Here is a 20,605-nt window from a genome sequence, read left to right on the forward strand (position 1 = left end):
CCTCAGAAGCGCGCATTGAGTTCGAGCTGCAGCGTGTCGATCGACAGCGGCGCGCCATAGACCTCCTTGGTCGAGATCCAGCGGCCGGTGAACCAGAGGTTCTTGTCGAACGCGTACGAACCGCCGAGGAAGTAGCCGCGTGCATTGGTGCCGCCGCCATGGAAGGTCGAATCGTTGTAGCCGTCAGGCAGCGCATCGGGCTCGATGCGCTTGTAGCCCGCGATGAGGTTCCAGTCGCCGCGCGCGGCCGGTGCCGGGCGGCCGTAGGTGGCCTGCAGCATGAAGGCGTTGCCGCCGCTCTTGTAGTCGGCCTGGGTGGTGCCGCCGGTGCTGCCGAAGTTGTTGACGATGGCGCCGCGGATGCCCGCGCGGCGCCAGATGTCGCTGGCGTCGTAGGCGGTGTTGCGGATGAAGTTGGCGTCCAGGCGCAGGTTGTTGCCCGCGACCTTGGTGTCCCAGCGCATGTTCAGGTCGACCAGGCGGAACTTCGAGGCCAGCCCCACGTACTGCGGCTGCGGCGTGCCGGCCGGGTTCAGCGGGTCGAGCGAGATGTCGCGCAGCAGCATGAGCGTGTTGCCCTTCTGCATGAAGGCCGGGCGCGACCAGTCGGTGCTGCAGCCGTCGGCGCCCGCGTACAGCGCACAGGGCTCGGAGACCTTGCCGCTGATGTTGCGGAAGTTGTAGTAGGCGAGCGCGCCGCGCAGGCGGTTGTCGTCGTCGAGCTTCCAGTCGGCGCCGACCTGCGCGCCGAGCAGCCACTTGTTCTCGCTGCGGGCCTTGGTCTGGCTGCGGCTGGGCGCGTTGTCCGAGGAGTACTCGAGCGGGATCAGGCCCAGCGTGCCGAACAGCGACAGGTCCTTGTTGCTGGCCAGCGCCTTGTCGAACTGGAACGCGATGCCGTCGAAGTTGAGGTCGCTCGAGAACAGCGTGTCGGTCGACATGAAGGGGTTGGCGAAGCGGCCGCCGGTGACGGTGAGCCAGTCGACCGGCTTGTGCGAGATCCACATCTGGTCGAGCCACACGCTCTTCTTGCTCAGGCCGCCACCGAGGGTGGTGGTGGTCGACACCGGGTTGTCGTCGCTGCCCGAGGCCAGGCGCACGCCGGCCTTGGTGTTCTCGCTGAGGTCCGCGAGGATGCCCACGCGGGCCCGCGCGCGGAACAGGTTGCGCCGGTCCTCGCGCGTGTTGAGCAGCGAGGGCAGCGCGAGGTTGGTGTTGGGGTTGACGTCGTAGCCGCTGCCCTTGTTGAGCTCGGGCCAGTTGATCTCGATGTTGCTGTTGTTGCCCGCATAGCTGCGCGACTCGTTGCGCACGCGCACGTCGCCCTCGAAGCGGATGCGCTTGCTCCACTCGGGCGTTTCGTTGGGCGCGGCCCAGCCTTCGTCCTTGGCCTGCGCCATGACCTGGGCCTTGACCTCGTCGCGGATCTGGTCGCGCACGGTCTGCGAGATGTAGGGCACGCGCACGTCGCCCGGTTCCAGGCGCACGCCGCCGGCGCTGGCCACGGCACCGGCCGAGACCGCGGCCAGCCGCTGCTGGGCCTGCTGCGAGGCCATGGCTTCGGCCTGGGCCTGCGCCAGCAGCGCCTCGCCCACGTCCTTGGCGAGCGTGCCGCTCTGAATCAGGCCGCGGATCAGCTTGACCATGGCGGTCTCGCCGGCCGGTCCGGCCTGCTGGGCGGCCGCGCCGCTCGCGGCCAGCGCGAGGGCCGTGGCCACGGCCGCGGCCAGCGCGCCCTGGCGCAGGGCCGGCGCGAGGCGGCGGCCGAAGGGGTATTTGGATGGGTTCATCGCTTCGTTCACGGGATGGAATGGGGAAGACGGGGCTTCGGCGCGCATCACGGCCGACGCCCCCTGAAGGACACGCGCATCGGGAAGCGCACGGAAGGCGGTGGCGACTCGTCGAGCCGGCCGAGGTCGCGCACCGCGGCCAGCACCGCCTCGTCGGTCTCGGTCGAGCCGGTGCTGCGCACGAGCTGCGCACGCCGGATCTGGCCCTGGACGTCGAGCCAGATGTCGAGATGGATGTCGTCGAAGGTCAGGCTGCGAGTGCGCGGGTCACGCAGCAGCGCCCGCTGCAGCTGGTCGGAGGCATAGCGCGCGAACGAGCCGCTGCCCAGGCCGCCGCCGGCACCGGTGCCGCTCATGCCGCCGCCGCTGCCGGCCTGGATGCCGACGGAATCGCTGCCGGCCTGCGCGGCGCTGTCCATGGTCACGGGGTCGCCGAGGTCCTTGGTGGGACTGGGCGGTGTGTCGTCCTTCGGCGGCTCCAGCGGCTCGATCGGCTTGGGCTCGGGCTCGGTCACCGGCTTGATCTTCTCCGGCTCGGGCTCGGGCAGCTTCTCGGGTTCGGGCGGCGGGGGCGGTGGCGGCGGCAGCATCAGCGTGGGAGCGTCGGCCACCACGCGCTTCTGGCTCGCGGTGTCGGCCAGCAGGTACCACACGAGCGCCGCCAGCAGCGCCAGCAGCACCGCGCCGATGGCCCAGCCGCCCCAGCGGCGCCACAGCGCGCGAGCGTCGGCAGGCGCGCCTGCCGCCGGCCGCGGCGCGGCCCACGAAGGCGAAAGTCGGATCGCGAGGTTTCACGCGCCGGTCCTCACTTCTGCTTGCCGGTCACGAGGCCGATCTGGTTCAGCTCGATGCGGCGCAGCAGGTCCAGCACGTCGACCACCTTGGCGTACTGCACGCTCGAATCGCCGCGCACGATGACGGGGAAGTCGGGCGACAGGGCCTTCTCGGTGCGCAGGCGCTCCTCGAGCTCCGGCAGCGACACCGGGTAGGCGTCGAGGAACACGTTGCCCGCGTTGTCGATCGTGATGGCCTTGGTCTTGGGCTTCTCCAGCGCCACCGAGGAACTGGCCTTCGGCAGGTCGACCTTGATGCCCGGGATGCTGGCGTTGCTGGTGAGGATGAAGATCACCAGCACGACCAGCAGCACGTCCACGAACGGCGTGATGTTGATGCCGCCGGTGCGCTTGCGCACGGCGAACTTGGCTGCGTTGGGCATGTGCGTCGCCTCAGGCCGGAACCTGTGCCGGCGAGGTCCAGCCGCCACGCGCCGCGTTGTCGTCGGCCGTGCGGCGCGCGCCGCCCTGGGCCGCCACGGCCGCGGGCACCGACCTGCCCTCGCCCTGCTCCTCGGCCAGGCGCGTCACGAACTCGTCGACGAACACCGCCATGTCGGCGCCGATGGCGTCCGAGCGCGAGGCCAGCCAGTTGTAGCCGAACAGCGCGGGGATCGCGACGCCCAGGCCGGCGGCGGTACACAGCAGCGCGGCCGCCATGCCCGGTGCCACCGAGTTGATGTCCACCGCACCGGCCATCGCCGCCACCACGAACACCAGCATGATGCCGATCACGGTGCCGAACAGGCCGACGTAGGGCGCGCCCTCGATGGTGGTCGACAGCCAGTTCATGCGCTTGGACATGCGCTCGGTCTCGCGCACCATCACGCCGTCCATGGCGGCGCGGATGGCGCCGATGGTCGCGCTCGACACGGCGCTCAGGTCGTAGCCGCGCTCGTGGCGGCGGCGCATCTCCTCGATCGCCACCTGGTAGAGGCGCCACAGCGAGGAATCGTCGCGGACTTCCTGCGACACGGTGTTGCTGATCGCGAGGCGGTCCAGCGGCGCGCCGGCGGCTTCGCGGAAGTGCTCGATGAAGCGGGCATTGGCGCGCGAGATGGCGCCGTAGCTGCGGCCCTTGCCGATCATGATGGCCCACGACAGCACCATCATCAGGCCCAGCAGGCCGACGACGATCCAGGCGTCCAGCGGCATCGCGGCCAGGATGAAGCCGAAGTGGCTCTTGCCGGCCTGCTGCTCGTCGGCACCGAAGGCCGTGAGGCGCGATTCGGCGCCTTGCGAGACGGCGTCGGCCAGCAGCAGCGCATCGCCGCGCGCGACCTTCGACAGGCGCACTTCGTCGATCGCGCCGGTGAACGGCGCCCAGGCGGCGGCCGCGGGAGCGTTCTGGCCGGCGGCAGGCGTGGCGGCCACGTCGGCGCCGAGCGCGGCGGCCGTGTTCAGCGCCGGCAGGCGCGCGGCCAGCGACACCGCGGGGCGGCCGCCGACGTACAGCGCAACGCTGTCGCCCTCGGCCTTGACCGCGATGTGCGACCACTGGCCGGCCTGCACCGGCTGCGCCGGGGTGCTGCGCTGGCCGTTGACCTGCACGAAGGGCACGCCCTGGTCGATGCCGACCAGCAGTTCGCCCGCGCCGTCGCGGCGCGCATAGATCACCTGGCGCGCGCCGAGCTGGTCGGGCCGCACCCAGGCGGAGAAGGTGAAGCTGGCACCGGCGGCCAGGGCCAGCGAGGGCGTGGCGGGCAGCATCAGCGGCGCGCCGGCGAACTGCGCGCCCTTGCCGATCACCGTGCCTTCGGCCGGCACGGTCGGGGTCTGGCCGTTGTTGCCGTAGGCGGTCGTGTCGCGCGGCGGCACCGCGCCTTCGGCGAAGTGGTAGACCAGGGTGTAGTCGGGATCGAAGCTGCGCTGGCCGTTGCCCGAGGCCGGGGCCTTGGGGTTGCCGTAGTACATCCAGAGCTTCTGCGGCGTGCCGGCCGAGACCGTGGGCACGTCGACCCAGACCAGCGCGATGCCAAGCAGCGGATCGAACTGCTCGATCTGGTGGTTGAGCACGGTCTTGTCGTCGCCGGCCACGAAGCGCAGGTCGGCGCCGGTCTCGCTCACGCCCTCGAACTTGAAGTTGCCCGTGTGCAGGCGCACCAGCACCGGCATGCGGCCGGCGTCGCTGCCGATGGCGCCGGCCTGCGGGCCGCCGTCCACGGTGATCGGCTTGCGATAGGCCCATTCGGGCTGCCACCATGCATGGGCCAGGCCCGGCAGGAGCGTGCTCAACAGCGTGAGCGCGAGGAAAAGAAAGCGTCGCATGACAGGGGTTCTCCGGAAAGCTCGTGGAAAAAGGTTCTTGAAAAGTGGCGTTGCCGCGTTTCGGATTCGGTGATCAGTAGCTGGCGTTGATGCTGAAATTGACCTGCGTGTCGCCCTTCTTCGTGCGCGGGCCGTCCTTCAGCGGACGGCCGATATCGATGCGGCCCGAGAAGTACTGGCCGACCTTGAAGGTGGTGCCCAGGCCCACCGAGGCGAGCGCGAAGCGGTCGGCCTGTTCGGGCAGCGGGTTCTTCAGGCGCAGGCGCGCGCCGTCGACGAAGGCGTAGGCGCGCCAGCCCTCGACCCAGGGGTTGAGCCAGTTCAGCGGCGGGGTGCGCCATTCGAGCGAGCCGACCACGCCGTAGTCGCCGGTGGCCTCGGCCGAGAGATAGCCGCGCACCGAGTTCATGCCGCCGCCGGCGATCTGTTCGCTCGACACCAGCGGCGAGTCGGTCATCTGGCCGTTGACGCGGAAGGCGAGCTGCGAGCCGCCCTCGAAGGTGTAGGTGCCGTTGAGGTCGGTCTTCAGCACCATGAAGCTCGGCGAGGACTTGTAGCGCTTGTAGTCGAACTGCGCCTGGTCGCTGCCGTAGCTGAAGAAGCTGCGCGTGCCCACCACCAGCGACACGCCCACGCCGTACTGGCTCTTCTCGGCCTGGCGCAGGCCCGAGTACGACAGCGTGATCGGCGCGTACTTGAGCGGCACCTCGTCGCTGCTGTTCTTGAGCGTGAGGGCCTCGCGGTTGTTCTTCAGGTCGACGCCGGCGCTGAACGAATGCCACCAGTTGCCGGTGTTGGGCACGGTGTAGGTGGCCTTCAGCCCGATCGAGTGGCCCTTGCCGAGCACGTCGGTGCCGCCCACGGTGGCCACGTTGCTGTCGGACCAGAAGGCCGAGGCCTCGAGCGACCAGTTGCTGTTGGGCAGCGGCGCCAGGTACGAGGCCGAGACCACCTGCGTCTGCTTCAGGTCCTGCGGCGCGCCGAAGAAGCTGATCGAGGCGCTGTGCCCGAGCTGCCACAGGTTGTCGTGGCCGATCGAGGCCGAGGCGCGCAGCTTGCGCGTGTCGGCGCTGTAGTCGTTGTTGAGGCCGACGCTGGCGCGCCACGGGCTCTGGTCTTCGACCTTGAGGTCCACGTCCATGGTGCCGGGCAGCGCGCCCTGGCGCACCAGCGGCATCACCTGCCGCTTCGGGCCGCGGTTGAGCGCGGCGAGCTGCGACTGGGCCTTGTTGAAGTCGGGCACGGTGCCCTCCTGCAGCGCAGGCACCTGGTCGCGCACGTCCAGCGGCGAGTTGTACTCGGCGCCGACCACGCGCACGCGGCCGACTCGCGTTTCGCTGACCTGCAGGAACACCACGCCCTGCGTGACCTGCTGCTCGGGCAGGTCGACGTAGACCGACTGGTAGCCCGCGGCCTGGTAGGCGGCGAGCAGCGCGTCGCGCGCGGCCTCGATGTCCTTCAGCGTGCGCTCGGGACCGAGGAAGGGCGTGACCGCCTTCTCGATCGCGCGGGCGTCCAGCGCGGTGTTGCCGCGCACGATGTATTCGGTGACGTCGACCTTTCGTTCGGGGGCGGCCGGCGCGGGGGTGGCCGCGGCCGCGGGGGGCGGGTTCTGGTTCGGGGCCGGGGTGGCGGCGGGCGCGGCGGCCGCCGGCGCGGTGTCCGCGGCCTGCGCCGACGCGACGCCGTGCGCGCCCAGCGCCAGCACTGCCAGCCACACCGCTCTCCAGCACATCGGTGGGGCGTTCTTCTTCAAGTCATGCATGTCCAGCTCGGTTCTCAAGGATGAAGCTCGCTCGGCAGCGGCCCATGGTGGAGAGCCTTCATGTCGCCGCTGCGTACGTTTCCTAGACGCCCGGCAGGCGCGGCGACTGTCGTTTGTCACGAAAACTTCATCAAGAAAAGTCGGACGGGTCCTGCACGGGGTCGTCGACGCACATAAGAAGAAGGGCCTCCACGCGGGAGGCCCTTCCTGGATTGGCGCGGCGCGAGCCGCGCGGTCCTTCGTGCTACTGCTTGAGGTTGCGCCGTTCGCCCGGCGTCAGCGACTGCATCTGCGCGGTGGTCAGCGCGCCCGCGCCGAGCACCTGCACCACGCCCTTGGGGTCGTAGGCGGCGCCGGTGGTGCCACGCTCGCGCGCACCGCCGCCGCCGGCCGGCGCGCCCTCGGGCGCCTCGTTGCCGAAGCCCAGCACGCGCACGGTGAACACCGAGGGCAAGGCCTTCCTCGCCTCGGCGCGCTCGCGCTGCAGCGAGTCCTGCGCCGCCATGCCGGCCTGCGCCGCCGCGGCGCTGGCGTTCGAGAGCGCGCCCACGTTGACCGCCGCCACCACCGGGATGCCGGTGGACTTGCCCTGCACCTGGATGTTCTCGGCGTTCACCACGCGCAGCGCCGCGAGGTTGACGTTGCCCGACACGCGGATACCGGCCTCGCCCGCGTCGATGGTGCCCAGCGGCGCGATCAGGTCGATGTCGCCCGGCGGGATCTCGGCGATCGGGTTCAGCGTGGCGATGCCCGCGCCGGTGGTCGGCGCGTTGGGCGACAGCGTGACGTTGCCCACGCTGTCGTAGACGCGCCGCTGCGGCGTGTAGACCACGGTGGTCTTGGCGCCCCGCCCGGCGTTGATGTCGCCCTCGCCCGACCAGCCCAGGATGTTGCCGCCGAAGGTGGTGAACACCCGGCTCTGGCCCATCAGGATGCTGCCGCGCGCATAGATGTCGATGTCGCCCTCGCCCTGCGTCATCACGCCCGAGCCCGGACCCGGCACGAAGCCGCCGTCCACGCCCACCAGCGTGCGGCCGCCCGGCGTCATGATGCGCACGTCGCCGCCGAACTGGGTGTGGATGCCGGCGTCGAGCACGTCGTAGAAGGCCACGCCGTAGCCCGGGCTGCCCAGCGCTTCCCACTCGGCCTTGCTGATGTAGGTCTTGCCCGGGGTCGGGCGGTCCTTGCCGACGCCGCTGGTGGTCACGTACTCGTCGATGTAGAGCGCGCTGCTGAACAGCGTGAGGTCGCCCTCGTAGCTGCGCGGGCGGCCCTGCGCATCGGTATCGGGCAGCAGCGTGGCGATGGCCTCGCGTCCGCGCAGGTAGCTGCCGCGGCGCTTGCCGCCTTCCTCGTTGTACTCGCGGCCCGAGGCCTTGAGCTCGGCGTAGTAGACGCCGCGCAGGAAGGCGCGCTGCTGCTCGGGCGGCAGCGCCGCGAAGAAGGCGCGCGCATCCATGGTGGCGGCGTCGAAATGCAGGCCCAGGCGGTTGGCCTTGCCGAAGCGCTCCGTGAGCCAGTTGACCAGGTGCAGCCGGCTCTCGACCTTGTACTCGCGCGCCAGCGAGCGGTTGGGCGCGCTGTCGCCGCGCGAGAGCGCCTGCTGGCGCTCGCGGTCGAGCTCCACCTGCTTGCGCGCCAAGAAGGACTCGGCGCCGGCCTCGCTGCCCTCGTAGCCGAACTCGCGCGCCAGCCACTGCGCGAGCGACAGCGCGCCGCCGTAGACGGCCACGGCCTTGCCCGGCTGGTCGGCCAGCGGCTGGCCCGGATCGGCCAGGTTGGCCGGGTCGAGGTAGCGCTTCGCGAAGGCCTGCCAGTCGGCGCCCGCGCCCATGCCGGCCGACACCGCCACGCTGGCGCCGCTGCTGCGGTCGCCGGGCTTCACGTCGACCACGGCGCCCAGCGTCTTGATCTCGCCGCGGTCGGCGAAGTAGAGATTGCGCCCGGCCGTCACCTCGAGCAGGCCCGGGCCGGTGACGTAGAAGCTGCTGTGGCGGATGTCGCGGCCGGCCTCGATCACCGAGATGTCGTCGGCCAGGCCGTGCGAGATCAGGTTGCCGCGGCCGGTGCCGATGGTGTCCTTCTGGCCCAGGCGCGTGCCCGAGTCGGTGATGTCGCGCCCCGCGCGCACCGCCACCGGGATCGAGCCGTCGTAGCGCGTGCCGTCGCGGCCCAGGTAGCCGAGGCTGGCGGCCTGTCCGAAGCGCAGGCCGACGATGTCGCCTTCCACCGCGTAGTAGCGCGCCGCCTCCTGGCCCGCCGCGGCATAGGCCGAGGTGGCCTGGCTCGCGAAGGTGAACAGCGGCGCGTTCGTGTAGCGGCCGCTGAAGCCGATGAGCCAGTCGGTCTCGGCATTCGCCACGGACGGATGCATGTTGTGCACCGTCACCGGGCTGAAGCCGTAGGGACCGCCGCCCGTGTAGGCGATCACGCCCATGAAGCCCGGGCGGAACGGGCTGGTGAGCGCCGCCGGGTCGGCCGTCGACGCGGTGATCGCATAGCCGCTGGCCTGGATCGAGTCGCGCGCCAGCAGCTCGAGCACGCCCTTGCCGGTGACGTTGGCGTACTGCGCGCCCTGCGGTGCCGGCGAGAGCGTGAGGCCGAACTCGGTGCGCGTGAAGGCCGCGCCGTTGTTGGCCAGCAGGTTCGCGGTGCCCACGCCGTAGTAGAGGCTGCCGCTGGCCGCGACCGCGCGCAGGATCGACGGATAGAAATGCCCCTGGAAGGTCGCGCCGAGGTTGTTGTCGCGGCGCGCCTTCACCACGTCCTCGTTCACGCCGCCCTCGCCCCAGGCGGTGGTCGGCGTGAGATTGCCGCCGGCGCTGAACAGGTCCACGGCGGTGGCGGGCGTCCACAGCGAGAACCAGCTGTAGCCCTCGCCCGCGTAGGCCCGGCCCTGGTAGCTGAAGGGCGTGCTGTTGAGCAGCTTGGTGCGCCCCGCGTCGGCCACGCCGCCGAGCACCAGGTCGCCGCGCGTGTCCAGCCGCGCGGTCGAGTCGCCGAGCACCAGCACCGGTCCGCCGCTGGCGCCGGCGCGGCCCTTGCTGTAGGGGTCGCCGCCGCGCGAGTCGAGCTGGTCGCGCGTGCCCGCGCCCACGTCGAGGCCGCCGATGGCGCCGGCCTGCACGCGCAGCGCGCCGCGCAGGTTGACGAAGGTGCTGTTGAGGTCGTGCTCGTTCCTGCGCAGCGTCGCGTTCGGATTGAGGCTGCCGCCGATGCGCAGGTCGAGGTCGCCGCCGCCCGTGAGCACGAGCTCGCCGCCGGGCGTCATGCGGCCGGTGCTCGCCACGGCCAGGTGCAGACCCTCGCTGCGCGGCACGCGCGAGGTCTGGGCTCTCATCGGGCCGTCGTTGAAGAAGACCTCGCCGCGCGGGCCGATCATGCCGGCGTCCTTGCCGGCCTCCACCACCAGGTTGCCGCCGCCCAGCGTGCCGAAGCCGGTGAAGCCCACGAGGTAGGGATCGTTGTTGAAGCTGTTGCTCGGGTACGGGTAGTACTCGCCGTTGGAGCCCGCCACGTAGGTGCCGAAGTTGATCCACCAGGCCGCGGGCAGCGAGTCGGCGCCGGTCGCGACGCTGCCGCTGCCCTGGCGCCAGAGCCAGGTGCCGGTAGCGGTCGAGCCGACCTGGCCGCGCATCTCGGCGAGCTCGAAGCCCACGCGCAACGAGCCGCCGCTGCCGACCAGGTCGCCGCGCAGGTCGCCGCCGGCGCGCAGCAGCAGGTTGCCGCCCTGCTCCGGGTACCAGGCCGCGTAGAGGCTGCGCGCGCCGCCGTCGACCAGCGGCTCGTAGGGCTTGCCTTCGACGGAGAACAGGATCGAGCCGTCCTTGAGCAGGCCGCGCTGCTGGTCGTAGAGCCGGTCGGCCGCGCCGCCCACGCCGGGCGCGGTGGCGGTGCCGGCCGTGTAGACGCCGTAGGGCGAGCGCAGCGTGATGTCGCCGCCCGAGACCAGGTCGAGGTCGCCGGTGCCGGTGCGCAGCACGCTGAAGATCTGCTCGCGCGCCGGGTGGTAGGCCGCGACGCGGTCCGGCGGCACGGCCGGCTTGTCGACGGTGGCGTACTCGCCGTAGCCGTAGTCGTTCATGTCGGCGGGGTCGTTGCCGACCAGGCCCCACATGCGCATCTCGTCGATCTGCTCGGGCGTCATGGGCGTGCCCGGAACGATCTGGAAGCTCAGCACGTACTCCCCGAAGAAGTCGATCACCATCTTCGCGCCGGCGTCCGGCCCCCAGAAGTAGGTGGCCGGCGAGCCGGTGCCCGGCACGTCGCTGACCTTCGAACCGAGGCCGAAGTGGGTGTCGGCCAGCTGCAGCCGGCCGGTGGCGTGCGGCTGCGCGAGGCGGGTGTCGGCCGCGCCGAGGTCGGCGCCGGCCACGAGGCGCAGGTCCCACGACAGCGAGCCGGCGGGCAGCATCGGCGCCAGCGCCCAGGTGCGGCCCTGGTTGCCGTCGGCATCGGCGGGCCGCAGGTTGATCATCTCGACGCCGCCGGGCAGCTTGACCTGGGTTTCCGAGGGCACCACCGCGCCCTTGGCCAGCGCGAGCGGGCGCGACAGCGCCATGCCCACCGGCAGCGGCACGCCCGCGGGCCAGATGCCCGCCGCCATGCGCACCGCGGCCGGCAGACGGAAGCCCGCGGCCAGGCGCGTGCCGGCCGGCAGCGTCACGGGCTCGCCCAGTACCGAGCCGGCCGCGTGCAGCAGCTTGCCCGCGGCGTCGCGCACGTCCGCGCCGAGCACCAGGCCCGCGGGCACGGTCAGCGGCTGGTCGAGCACCATCAGCGCTGGCAGCAGCGTGCCCGAGGGCAGCGTCACCGCGCTGGCCGGCAGGTCGAAGTTCAGCGTGCGGCCCTGCTCGAAGCCGGTGCCGGTGTCGAGCGTGACCATGCCGCCGTGCGGGATCACGAGGTCGCCGCCGAAGGGCAGCCGGCCGTTCGGCAGGATCCAGCCCTTGTCGTCGGGCGTGGCGCCACGCACGAGGCGCGAGCCGTCGAAGCCGTCGTTGATGCTGCCGAAGACCTCGAGGTTGCCCGGCGCGCGGATCACCAGCGCGCCCGGCTCGCCCGAGCCGTAGGCCAGGGTCTTGCGCGTGCGCGGGTTCAGGCTCGCGTAGCGGTGGCCCGAGAGGTCGATGTCGCCGTCCACGTGCAGGTCGCCATCGGGGTTGATCGCGGCGTCGGTCACGATCTGCACGCCGGGGCGCAGGTGGAAGCGGTCGCCCTGCGCGCGCAGGCCCGCGAGGCGGCCGTCGATCAGCGCGCCGTTGCGCAGCGCGGCCTCGATGAAGGCCTCGCTCTGACCGTGCAGGCGATCGAGGTAGGCCTGGTCGATCACCTGGTAGGTACGGCCGTCGACGCTCGCGTCCGTGCCCTTCGCCGCGCTCTTGTCGGTGACGAAGGCGTTGACCGCGACCGACTTCGCGCCCTGGATGTCGATGCTGCCCGCGGCCTCGATGGCCACGTCGTCGGCGCCGCGGCGCGGTGCGTTGAGCGCCACCGTGCCGTAGTCCTTCGCGGCACCGGCCACGCGCAGGTCCATGCGCGCGCCGCTGGCGATCGAGAGCGTGCCGCTGCCGGCATCGAGCTCGATGACCGCGCGGTTGGGCGCGTCGATCGCCTGGCCGTGGCTGTCGCGCCGCAGCACGCTGGCGCTGGCATCGAGCACCGCCGTGCCCGCGAGCGACACGCCGTCGCGCGCGGCCAGCCGGATGCTGCCGGCCTGCTCGCCGCTGGCGTCGACGCGGCCCTCGACCGTGAGCCGGCCGCCGTCGACCGAGAGGTTGATCTCGCGCGCCTTGAGCTCGTCGCCGACCACCAGGTCGCCGCGCTTGAGCTGGAAGCTGCGCACGCCGAAGGCACCGCCCTCGCTGAGCCGCGCATTCAGGCCGCGGAAGTCGGCGATGGACTGCGCGCGCAGCTCGATGTCGCCCGCCGCGTAGGGCACCAGCGTGCCGCCCGCGTCGTAGTAGCCGCTGCTGTCGGCCGCGATGGCGCCGCGCAGGTCGACCGTGCCCGCGCCGGCGTCGAGCGCCACCGCATCGAGGCGGCCCGCGCGGTTGTTGCGGGCCGACAGGTCGATGCGCGCGCCCGCCGCCTGCGCGATGTTGCCGCCGCGGCTCTCGAGCACGAGGTCGCCGCCCCAGGCGTACTTGCTGACGTCGAAGAAATCGACGCGCCGGCCCGCGAGGTCGAGCATCGAACGCTCGCCCAGCAGCAGGTCGCCCTGCGCGACCAGGCTCAGCTTGCCGCTGGGCAGCCGCACCGCGGTGTCGAAGCTCAGTGGCCCGCCCGCGTCGAGGCGCAGCTCGGCGCCCAGCGCCTCGGGTGCCACCGCGTCGATCGCGGGCAGCACCGCGCCTTCGGGCGTGGTCACCGCGATGCGGCCGCCCGCGCGGATGGCGTTGACCGAGCCGGCCTTGCCGGTCATCAGCGGCGTGGCGATCAGCAGCTCGCCGCCGCTGCGGTCGAAGTCCTTGGTGGCCTCGTTCCACGCGCCCTGCGACTGGTAGACGCCGAGGCTGCCGCGGTGGTTGGCCGTGATGCGCTCGCTGGCGTTCAGCGCCACCGTGCCGAAGCCCAGGGTCAGGCGGTCGTGCGAGATCACCGACTTGGGCTGGGCCTGCGCCGCGTAGCCGAACACGATCTCGCGCGCGTCGACCTCGAGCCGGCCGCTGCCGGTGCCCGCGCCGCCGCTCATCACGCCGCCGGCCGGCGACGCCGTGCCGTTCCACACCAGGGTGTCGGTCTCGATGCGCGCCACGTCGTCGGCGCCGCCATGGCCGTAGATGGCCGGCGTGGTCAGCACCAGTTGCGCCAGCGAGGGCTGGCCGTTGGCGGACGACAGCGTCGACAAGCGCACCGATTCGTAGAAGTTGACCGAGTCGCGCGCGGTCAGCACCAGGTTCTCGAGCGCGGGCGCGCCGGTGCTGGTGTCGCCGCGCAGCAGGCGGTCGAGCACCTGCTGGTTGAGCGTCATGCCCGCGGGCAGCGCGCCGCCCGCGCGGGCGCGCTCCAGCGCCTCGGCGCTGCCGACGTTGATGCCGCCCACGGCCAGCACCAGGTTGCGCGCGCCGTAGCGCACCGAGTCGCCGAGCTCGAAGGCACGGTCGGTCGCGGCCGTGATCGTGCCCTCGGCATAGAGGGTGGTGGTGCCGCCGCAGCGCACGCTGCCCTCGCACACGCCGATACGGATCGGGCCCTGGCCCCAGCGGGTGTCGGTGCTCAGGCTCGGGGCCAGCATGTCGAGCCAGCCGTTGGAAACGGCGAGCACCGCGACATCGCCGGGCTTGAAGACATAGCCGGCCTTCGAGTCCCAGGAGACCGGTCCGCGGCGCAGCGTGTCGATGCCCGCGCCCTGTTCGAGCACGATGCCGCCGTCGCGCTGGCCCGCGACCAGGAACACCTGCGGCGCCGACAGCACGGCGCCTTCGCGCAGCACGATGCCGCTGGCGGCCTGGTAGGCCGTGCCGAAGCTCGCGAGATACGAGGACTGGGTGTTGCGGCCGGTCTCGAACTGCGAGCCCGGCGCGCCGCCGATGGCCATGGTGCCCGCGCCGATGCCGTTGAGCATGCCGGCGTCGAGCGTGACGCCGGTGAAGCCTTCGGTCGGGCCCTTGCCCGCCGCCACGATCTCGAACGCGCGCCCGGAGCCGCTGACCACCAGCTCGCTGCCGAAGCCGCCCGTTGCGGCCGCGTGCCGCACCGTGCCCTCGGCGATGCGGACGCCGCGGTCCTCCAGCGGCTTGATGCCGGGGGTCAGCGTCAGCCGGCCCGCGTCGCGCTCCAGGCGCGGGCGCGGCACGCCGTCGCGCGCGGCCCAGTCGAGGCCGAACTGGGCGTAGCTGGTCTCGTTGTACTGGGAATAGGTGCGCAGCAGGTCGGCCGGCGTCAGCACGAGCTGCGTGGTCAGCGTGTCGAGGATGCCGGTGTTGGCGACGCCGACCCGGCCCGCGGTGCTGTAGGAGCCGTTGCGCATCGCCTGCGTGGCGCCGAAAGCCGCCTGGCCGCCCGCGAGGCCGTTGAGCTCGACGCGGAAGGCGCCCGGCAGCAGCGCGTAGGTCGAGGGCAGCAGCGTGTAGGTGCCCGGCGGCAGGCCCGGCACGCCCGCGCCGACGGTGATCTGGCGCCCGACCATCGGGTCGCCCGCGCCCTTCTCGGCCGCGATCGGCGCCGCGCCCGGCTGCGCGCCCGGCACGATGGCGTAGACCGGGTTGGTCGCGAGGCCCGGCAGCACGAAGGCCGCGCGGCCGGTGCCGCTTTGCACCAGCGGGTTGAGCCGCGCGTCGGTGGAGCCGCCGCGGCCGGTGAGGAAGGCCGCGCCCGCGAGCATGCCGCCGCCCGACAGGTCGATCAGCGCCCCACCCTGCACGTCGATGCGCTCGCCGAGCAGCGTGACGCCGCCGAAGGCGATGCCCGAACCGCCGAGGCCCACGTAGCCGGCGTCGGTGCCGTTGTAGATGTAGGTCAGGCCGTCCTTGGTGCCGCCGTAGGGCATGGCCAGGCCGGCGCCGCTGGTCGAGGTGATGCTGCCCGCGCGCAGCCGCACGGTGGAGGCGACGTCGTCGGCCTGGCCCTCGGGGCGGCCCAGGATCACGCTGCCCAGCGGCGCGCGCAGCACGCCGCCCTGGTCGATGTTGGCCGACATCAGTTGCAGGCTGCCGAAGGCCGAGTACGGCACGGCGGGCTCGCCCTCGCCGATGCGCTCCACGCGCAGGCTGCGCGCCGGGTCGTACAGGTTCTGGTAGTTGCCCCAGGTGTCGACCTGCCCCCTCTTGCCGGCGCGGATCTCGGCGCGCGCGCCGGTGCCCGGATAGATCTGGCTGGCCGCGAGCACCAGGTCGCCCGCGGTCTCGAGCGAGGTGCGGTCGCGCACCAGCGAGGCCAGCAGGCGCAGGTCGCCCTGGCTGCGCAGCGCGATGTGCTCGAAGCCGTCGCGCTCGACCTGCACGTTGCCCTGGAGTTCGGGCTGGGGGCCCGCGGTGCCGAAGGCCACGGTCTCGATCACGTCGAGCACCGAGGACTCGATGCGCAGGTCCGAGCCCGCGGCCAGCCGCGGCACGCGCGTGTTCGTCGGGATCGGCAGGATGTGCTTGTCGCGGCCCAGGCCGGTATTGCCACCCAGGCGCACATAGGGCGCCGCCAGCAGCACCTGCGAGCCGTCGCCCGAGCCCTGCGCGAGGCTGAAGCTGCCCGCGGTCATGCGCAGGCCCTGGCCGAGGCGCAGGTTCACGCCGTCCTCGAAGCTGATCACGCCGTTGACCAACAGCGAGAGGTTGTCGAAGCCGCCGGCCTCGATGCGGTCGACGCCGATGCGCGCATGGCCGTAGGCGAGCGCGGCATCGGCCTGGCCCGGGCGCAGGTCGGCGCGCAGCGAGTCGGGGCCCTGCTGCGCACCGAGCTTGATCTCGCGCAGCGAACGCACGCGCGCGTCGGGCAGGTTGGCCTCGGGATAGGCCGGCGCCTCCAGGGTCAGGCCCAGCGTGCCGCCGGCCGCGCCCGCGCCGCCCGCGGCGGCGCGCAGCGTGCCGTCGAGGAACAGGCCGTTGAAGCTGCTCAGGTAGATCAGGCCGCCGTCGGAAGCGACCACGGTGGCGCCGGCCTGCGGCAGGTCCAGCGTCGCGCTGGTGCCCGAGGCCTCGAGGCGCGCGCCGGGGCGCACCACGATGAAGTTGTCGGCGCCCACCGTGCTGGTGGCATTGGCGTTGTAGCGCCCGCCGATCTGGATGCTGCCGCCGTCGCCGACCAGGCCGTAGCGCCGGCCGCGCACGTCGGTCGCGATGCGGGCCTCGCCCGACACGTCGAGCACCGCATGGTCGTCGAGCCAGATCGAGCGGTCGTGGCTCTTCGACGAGGCGCCGTCGAGGCCATAGCCGAAGTTCGTCACCTCGATGCGCCCGCCCGCCGTGCGCAGCGTGCCGTCGACGGTGATCTGCCCGTTGCCGGTGAGCGTGATGGCGCGGCCGGCATCGACCTGCACGCGCGCGTCGCGGCCCACGTCCAGCGGCGCGAGCGAGCCGTAGCCCCAGCCGGCCGTGAGCTGCAGGTCGGCGCCCTGGCGCTGCGTCAGCAGGCCCTTGGCCGCGTTCTCGGTGTATTCGGGCGGCAGCCAGCTCTGGAGCACGCCGGCGGTGTCGGCGCCCGTGGGCAGCCCGCGCGCGGCGGTGGTGTCGGCGCGCAGCACCGGCATCTCCACGCGCAGCGCGGCGCCCGGCGCGACCGCCAGGCCCTGGTGGCCGACCAGTTCGTAGCGCGAGAAGCCCGCGCGCAGTTGCTCGCCATCGATGTGCAGCACGCGGCCGACCGCCACGTCGCGGTCGAAGCGCCCGCCCGCCGCGATGCGCGTGCCGGCCGTGAACTCGAGGTCGCGCGGCGCCGTCGTGCCGGCCCTGATCACGCCCGGGCTAGGCTGGATGCCCATGCCCTGCGGGAACACGTCGGCCGGCACCGTGTAGCCGTTCGGGAAGCCGCCGAACTGGCCCGTGAGGCTGACGATGACCGTGCCCGCGGGCAGCGTCGGTATCGTGCTCCAGGAATAGAACGAGTAGGACTGGCCGCTCGCGGTCTGCAGGGTGTAGAAGTCGTTGCTGCCCACGGGCTTGGGCGGGGTCCAGTTCGCGGCCAGCGTGAGGTGGGTCTCGGGCCGCGCCCGGTCCACCAGCGGCGCCGCGCCCAGCGCCTCGCCGGGCTGGGCGCGCGTGCGCGTGTAGTGGAAATCGGTCGGCAGCGTGGCACCGGCCTTCACCACGAAGCCCTCGCTCGCGATCAGGTCGACCGGCGCGGCCTCGCCCGCGGCCAGCACGCCGCGGCCGCCCGCGATCTCGCCGCCGACCACCACCGCGCCGCCCGACTGCAGCCGCAGCGTGCCGCCGCCCTTCATGCCCTGGCTGCGCAGCGCGCCGCCGAGCACCAGCTCGCCCGCCGGCCCGCTCGTGCCCGCGCCCGGATAGGCATTGGCCGCCAGCGCGATGTCGCCGCCGCGGCCGCCCTGCACGCTGTGGTCGGCGCGGTAGACGGCGCCGGCCGAGGTGTCGAGCACCGCGCCTGGCGACACCACCACGTCGCCGCTGGACTGCACGCGGATGCTGCCGCCCGCGACGAAGGGCACGCCCGCCGTGCCCGCGCGGTCGAGCGCGAGGTTGGTCCACAGGCCGCGCGCGTCGAGCAGCACGCCCTCGGCGATCGTCACGTTGGCGGCCAGCTCGGGCTTGAGCGGCGCCGCGAGGCTGTCGATCCAGCCCAGGCTCGCGCTCCACTTCTGGAACACGTTGCCCAGCGCGATGCCGCCACCACGCGCTTCCAGCCCCGCATCGACCTGCACCTGCGTGGCATGCAGCGCGATGTCGCCGCCCGGCGCCACGCGCAGCGCCTCGCGCACCGCGATCGCGTCCTTGGCATGCACGCGCAGCGCGCCGAGCTCGAGCGCATCGAGCCAGCCGGCGTCGAGGTGGATGTCCTGGTCCTCGCCGCCCGCGCCGCCGATGGCGATGCGTTGCGCCACCGCGTCCTCGGTGTAGCGCAGGCCCTCGGTCGCCTTGTCGTAGACCGGCGTCTGCTTGCCGACGATCAGCTGCCCGCGCAGCGCCACCGCGGTCTGCGCCTGGCGGTAGCCGTCGAAGGACTTGTCGCGCGCCTGCGTCTGGCCCTGGCCCTGGAAGGCGCTGGAGTCGATGTCGCCCTCGAGCTGCGCCTTGGCCGTGGCCACCACCAGCCGGCCCGCGTCGCGCCCGACCGTGTAGCCGTTCTCGATCCGCTCTTTCGCGCCGATCAGCGGGTTGTAGAAGGCATCGGTCACGCCCCAGCGCTTGTGCTCCGATTCGAAGCCCTTGTAGAGGCCGGTGTAGAGCAGGTCGCCCGGCGCGCGCGAAGCCTCGTAGAGCCGGCCGTCCGAGCCCTTGAGCCAGGTCTGGCGGATCTTGCCGGTCTGCACGTCGAGCGTGCCGCCCGCGAGGTTGATGCTCGAGCCCTTGTCGGTGCGCAGCTCGCCGCCGCCGAACTGCACCGTGCCGCCCTGCGCCGACCATTCGCCGATGCCGTGGCCCGCGATGCCGAGGTAGCCGCCGACCTCGAGCAGGCCGCCCGCGGTGTACCAGCGGTCGGTCTCGTAGCCGTTGGTGCCCGCGGGCACGCGCACCAGGTAGCGGCGGTCGAGCCAGATGTTGTTGTTGAACAGCGCGCGGCCGTCGCGGTTGCGCGGCGCGTCGCGCTGCTCGTTGCCCTGCACGTTGATCTCGACGTTGTTGGCCTCCATCGCCACGCGCACGCCGACCGCGCCCGACACGTCGATGCGCGCGCCCTCGCGCACGCTGCTGCGCTTCGCGGCATCGACCAGCACCTGCCCGCCGGTGGCCAGCGTGAGCGAGTCGCCGAGGAACTCGACCTCGCCGCCGCTGGCGATGCGCACCAGCGACTGGTCGCGCCGGTGCGCGACGCCGTCGCCGGCCTTGTCCGAGTCCTTGATCATCGCGTTGCGCTGCACGTCGAGCGCGGTGGTCGCGCTCTCGTCGAGCAGGATCGCGGTCACGCTGCCGGCCTCGAGCGTCACCTTGCCCGCGGCATCGGCCGTGTCGTTGAGCAGGTGCACCGTGCCGCGCGTGTGGACCGAGGTGGTCGACACCGCCACGCCCTGCTGGCGCACGTCGCGGCCGGCGAGCGTGATGTCGCCCTGCTCCGCCTGCAGCAGCCCGGTGTTGCGCACCAGCCCGGCGCCGCTGCCCTCGAGGCGCAGCGGCACGACCGTGTTGCCGCGCGTGGTCGAGGCCTGGTTCTCGTCGGTGCCCAGGCCCTTGCGGATCACAAAGGCATCGCCCGCGGCCAGCATGACCTGGCCGTTGGGCGTGCTGATCTGGCCGTGGTTGCGCGTCTCGCGCCCGGCCAGCAGCACGTAGCCGCCGGCCTCGGTCACCGTCTCGGGGCGGCGCGTCGCGATGCGCGCGCCGGCCTCGACCACCACGTCGCCCGTGGCCGCGCCATGGCTGAAGCTGTTGGCGGTGGTCTGCAGGTCGTTGGCCAGGCTCGGGACGAACTTCGTGCCCTGGGCATCGCTGTAGATCCCCTTCCTGAACTGTGCGTCGCTCATGCCAACGGCCGAGGCCACCAGGTTGCGCGTGTCGACCTGGCTGCTGCCGCTGAACACGATGCCGTTGCGGTTGACCACCATCACCGTGCCGTCGGCCTGGATCCGGCCCTGGATCTGCGAGGGCCGCGCCTGCGGGTCGTTGACGCGGTTGAGCACGGCCCAGCTCGGCTGCTGCTCGAACTTCACCGTGGTGTTGCGCCCGACGTTGAAGGTCTCCCAGTTGAGGATCGCCTGCGGCGCGGTCTGCGCGATCGTCACCTGCGTCTGGCCGCCGCTGCGCGTTTCCACCGGCGCGTTGGCATTGGCCCAGCCGGCCGTGAGGCTGGCCGTGTCCACGCGCAGGCCGCCCTCGGCCATGCCGTCGGGCACGCCCTGCCCGCTGGCCAGCGCCGTGCGGCGCGCCGCCTCCTGCGCGGCCTGCTGCGCCGCGATGCCGCGCGCGGCGAGGTTCAGGTTGCCGATCGAGCGCTGCAGCTGCTCGCCCGCGCGCTGCTGCTGCGCCTGCGGGCTCACCAGCGCCGAGGCCGGCATGCCGTTGGGCAGCCGGCCGGTGGCCAGCGCGGTGCCCTGCGCCATGTTCTTCTGCGCCATCCAGCCGGCGCTGAAGGCGCGCTGCGCATGCGCGGCGGGCACCGCGGCGCCCGCGGCCAGCATCAGCGCGATGGCATGCACCAGCGGCCGCAGCCGGGTCTGGGGGGTGAAGGAAAAGGGGCTGCTCTCGTTGCGCCGGGACACCGTGCTGCTGCGTTGCATGCGGACTTCCATGGGTTCGTGTTGCGTTGCTCGATCGATGCCGCGAGGCCCGCGGCCTCGTGGTCTACCGAGCTATGACAGCGAAGCCATGGCGCGACTGCACCATGTCACGAAAACTTCACGA

At 72.5% G+C, this 20,605-nt stretch carries 6 protein-coding genes; all 6 read right to left on the reverse strand.

What is annotated here, in order from left to right:
* Positions 1-2: 2 nt before the first annotated feature.
* Entirely contained in the window at positions 3-1,790 is a 1,788-nt protein-coding gene (locus ACEN9J_RS05665; RefSeq protein WP_413763561.1) for a putative porin, read from the reverse strand.
* A 47-nt stretch (positions 1,791-1,837) separates the two neighbouring features.
* Positions 1,838-2,470 (reverse strand): energy transducer TonB, encoded by a 633-nt coding sequence (locus ACEN9J_RS05670; protein WP_413763562.1) that lies wholly within the window; start codon positions 2,468-2,470, stop codon positions 1,838-1,840.
* Positions 2,471-2,595: 125 nt separating this feature from the next.
* Positions 2,596-3,006, reverse strand: a complete 411-nt coding sequence (locus ACEN9J_RS05675) for an ExbD/TolR family protein (protein WP_057590202.1) — start codon at positions 3,004-3,006, stop codon at positions 2,596-2,598.
* A gap of 10 nt (positions 3,007-3,016) precedes the next feature.
* Positions 3,017-4,891 (reverse strand): DUF2341 domain-containing protein, encoded by a 1,875-nt coding sequence (locus ACEN9J_RS05680; protein WP_413763563.1) that lies wholly within the window; start codon positions 4,889-4,891, stop codon positions 3,017-3,019.
* Positions 4,892-4,964: 73 nt separating this feature from the next.
* The gene (locus ACEN9J_RS05685) at positions 4,965-6,656 is read right to left on the reverse strand and encodes a ShlB/FhaC/HecB family hemolysin secretion/activation protein (protein ID WP_413763564.1); all 1,692 of its coding nucleotides are present in this window, start codon (positions 6,654-6,656) and stop codon (positions 4,965-4,967) included.
* A 244-nt stretch (positions 6,657-6,900) separates the two neighbouring features.
* The gene (locus ACEN9J_RS05690; RefSeq protein WP_413763565.1) at positions 6,901-20,481 is read right to left on the reverse strand and encodes a filamentous haemagglutinin family protein; all 13,581 of its coding nucleotides are present in this window, start codon (positions 20,479-20,481) and stop codon (positions 6,901-6,903) included.
* Positions 20,482-20,605: the final 124 nt, after the last annotated feature.

Origin of the sequence: Variovorax sp. Varisp41, from assembly GCF_047325085.1 — a bacterium.
In the GTDB taxonomy this organism is placed as follows: domain Bacteria; phylum Pseudomonadota; class Gammaproteobacteria; order Burkholderiales; family Burkholderiaceae_C; genus Variovorax.

What these genes read in the sequence shown, in the direction of transcription:
- ACEN9J_RS05665 (WP_413763561.1), bottom strand. Translation starts at nt 1,790, where the DNA reads ATGAACCCATCCAAATACCCCTTCGGCCGCCGCCTCGCGCCGGCCCTG.
- ACEN9J_RS05675 (WP_057590202.1), bottom strand. Translation starts at nt 3,006, where the DNA reads ATGCCCAACGCAGCCAAGTTCGCCGTGCGCAAGCGCACCGGCGGCATC.
- ACEN9J_RS05680 (WP_413763563.1), bottom strand. Translation starts at nt 4,891, where the DNA reads ATGCGACGCTTTCTTTTCCTCGCGCTCACGCTGTTGAGCACGCTCCTG.
- ACEN9J_RS05685 (WP_413763564.1), bottom strand. Translation starts at nt 6,656, where the DNA reads ATGCATGACTTGAAGAAGAACGCCCCACCGATGTGCTGGAGAGCGGTG.
- ACEN9J_RS05690 (WP_413763565.1), bottom strand. Translation starts at nt 20,481, where the DNA reads ATGCAACGCAGCAGCACGGTGTCCCGGCGCAACGAGAGCAGCCCCTTT.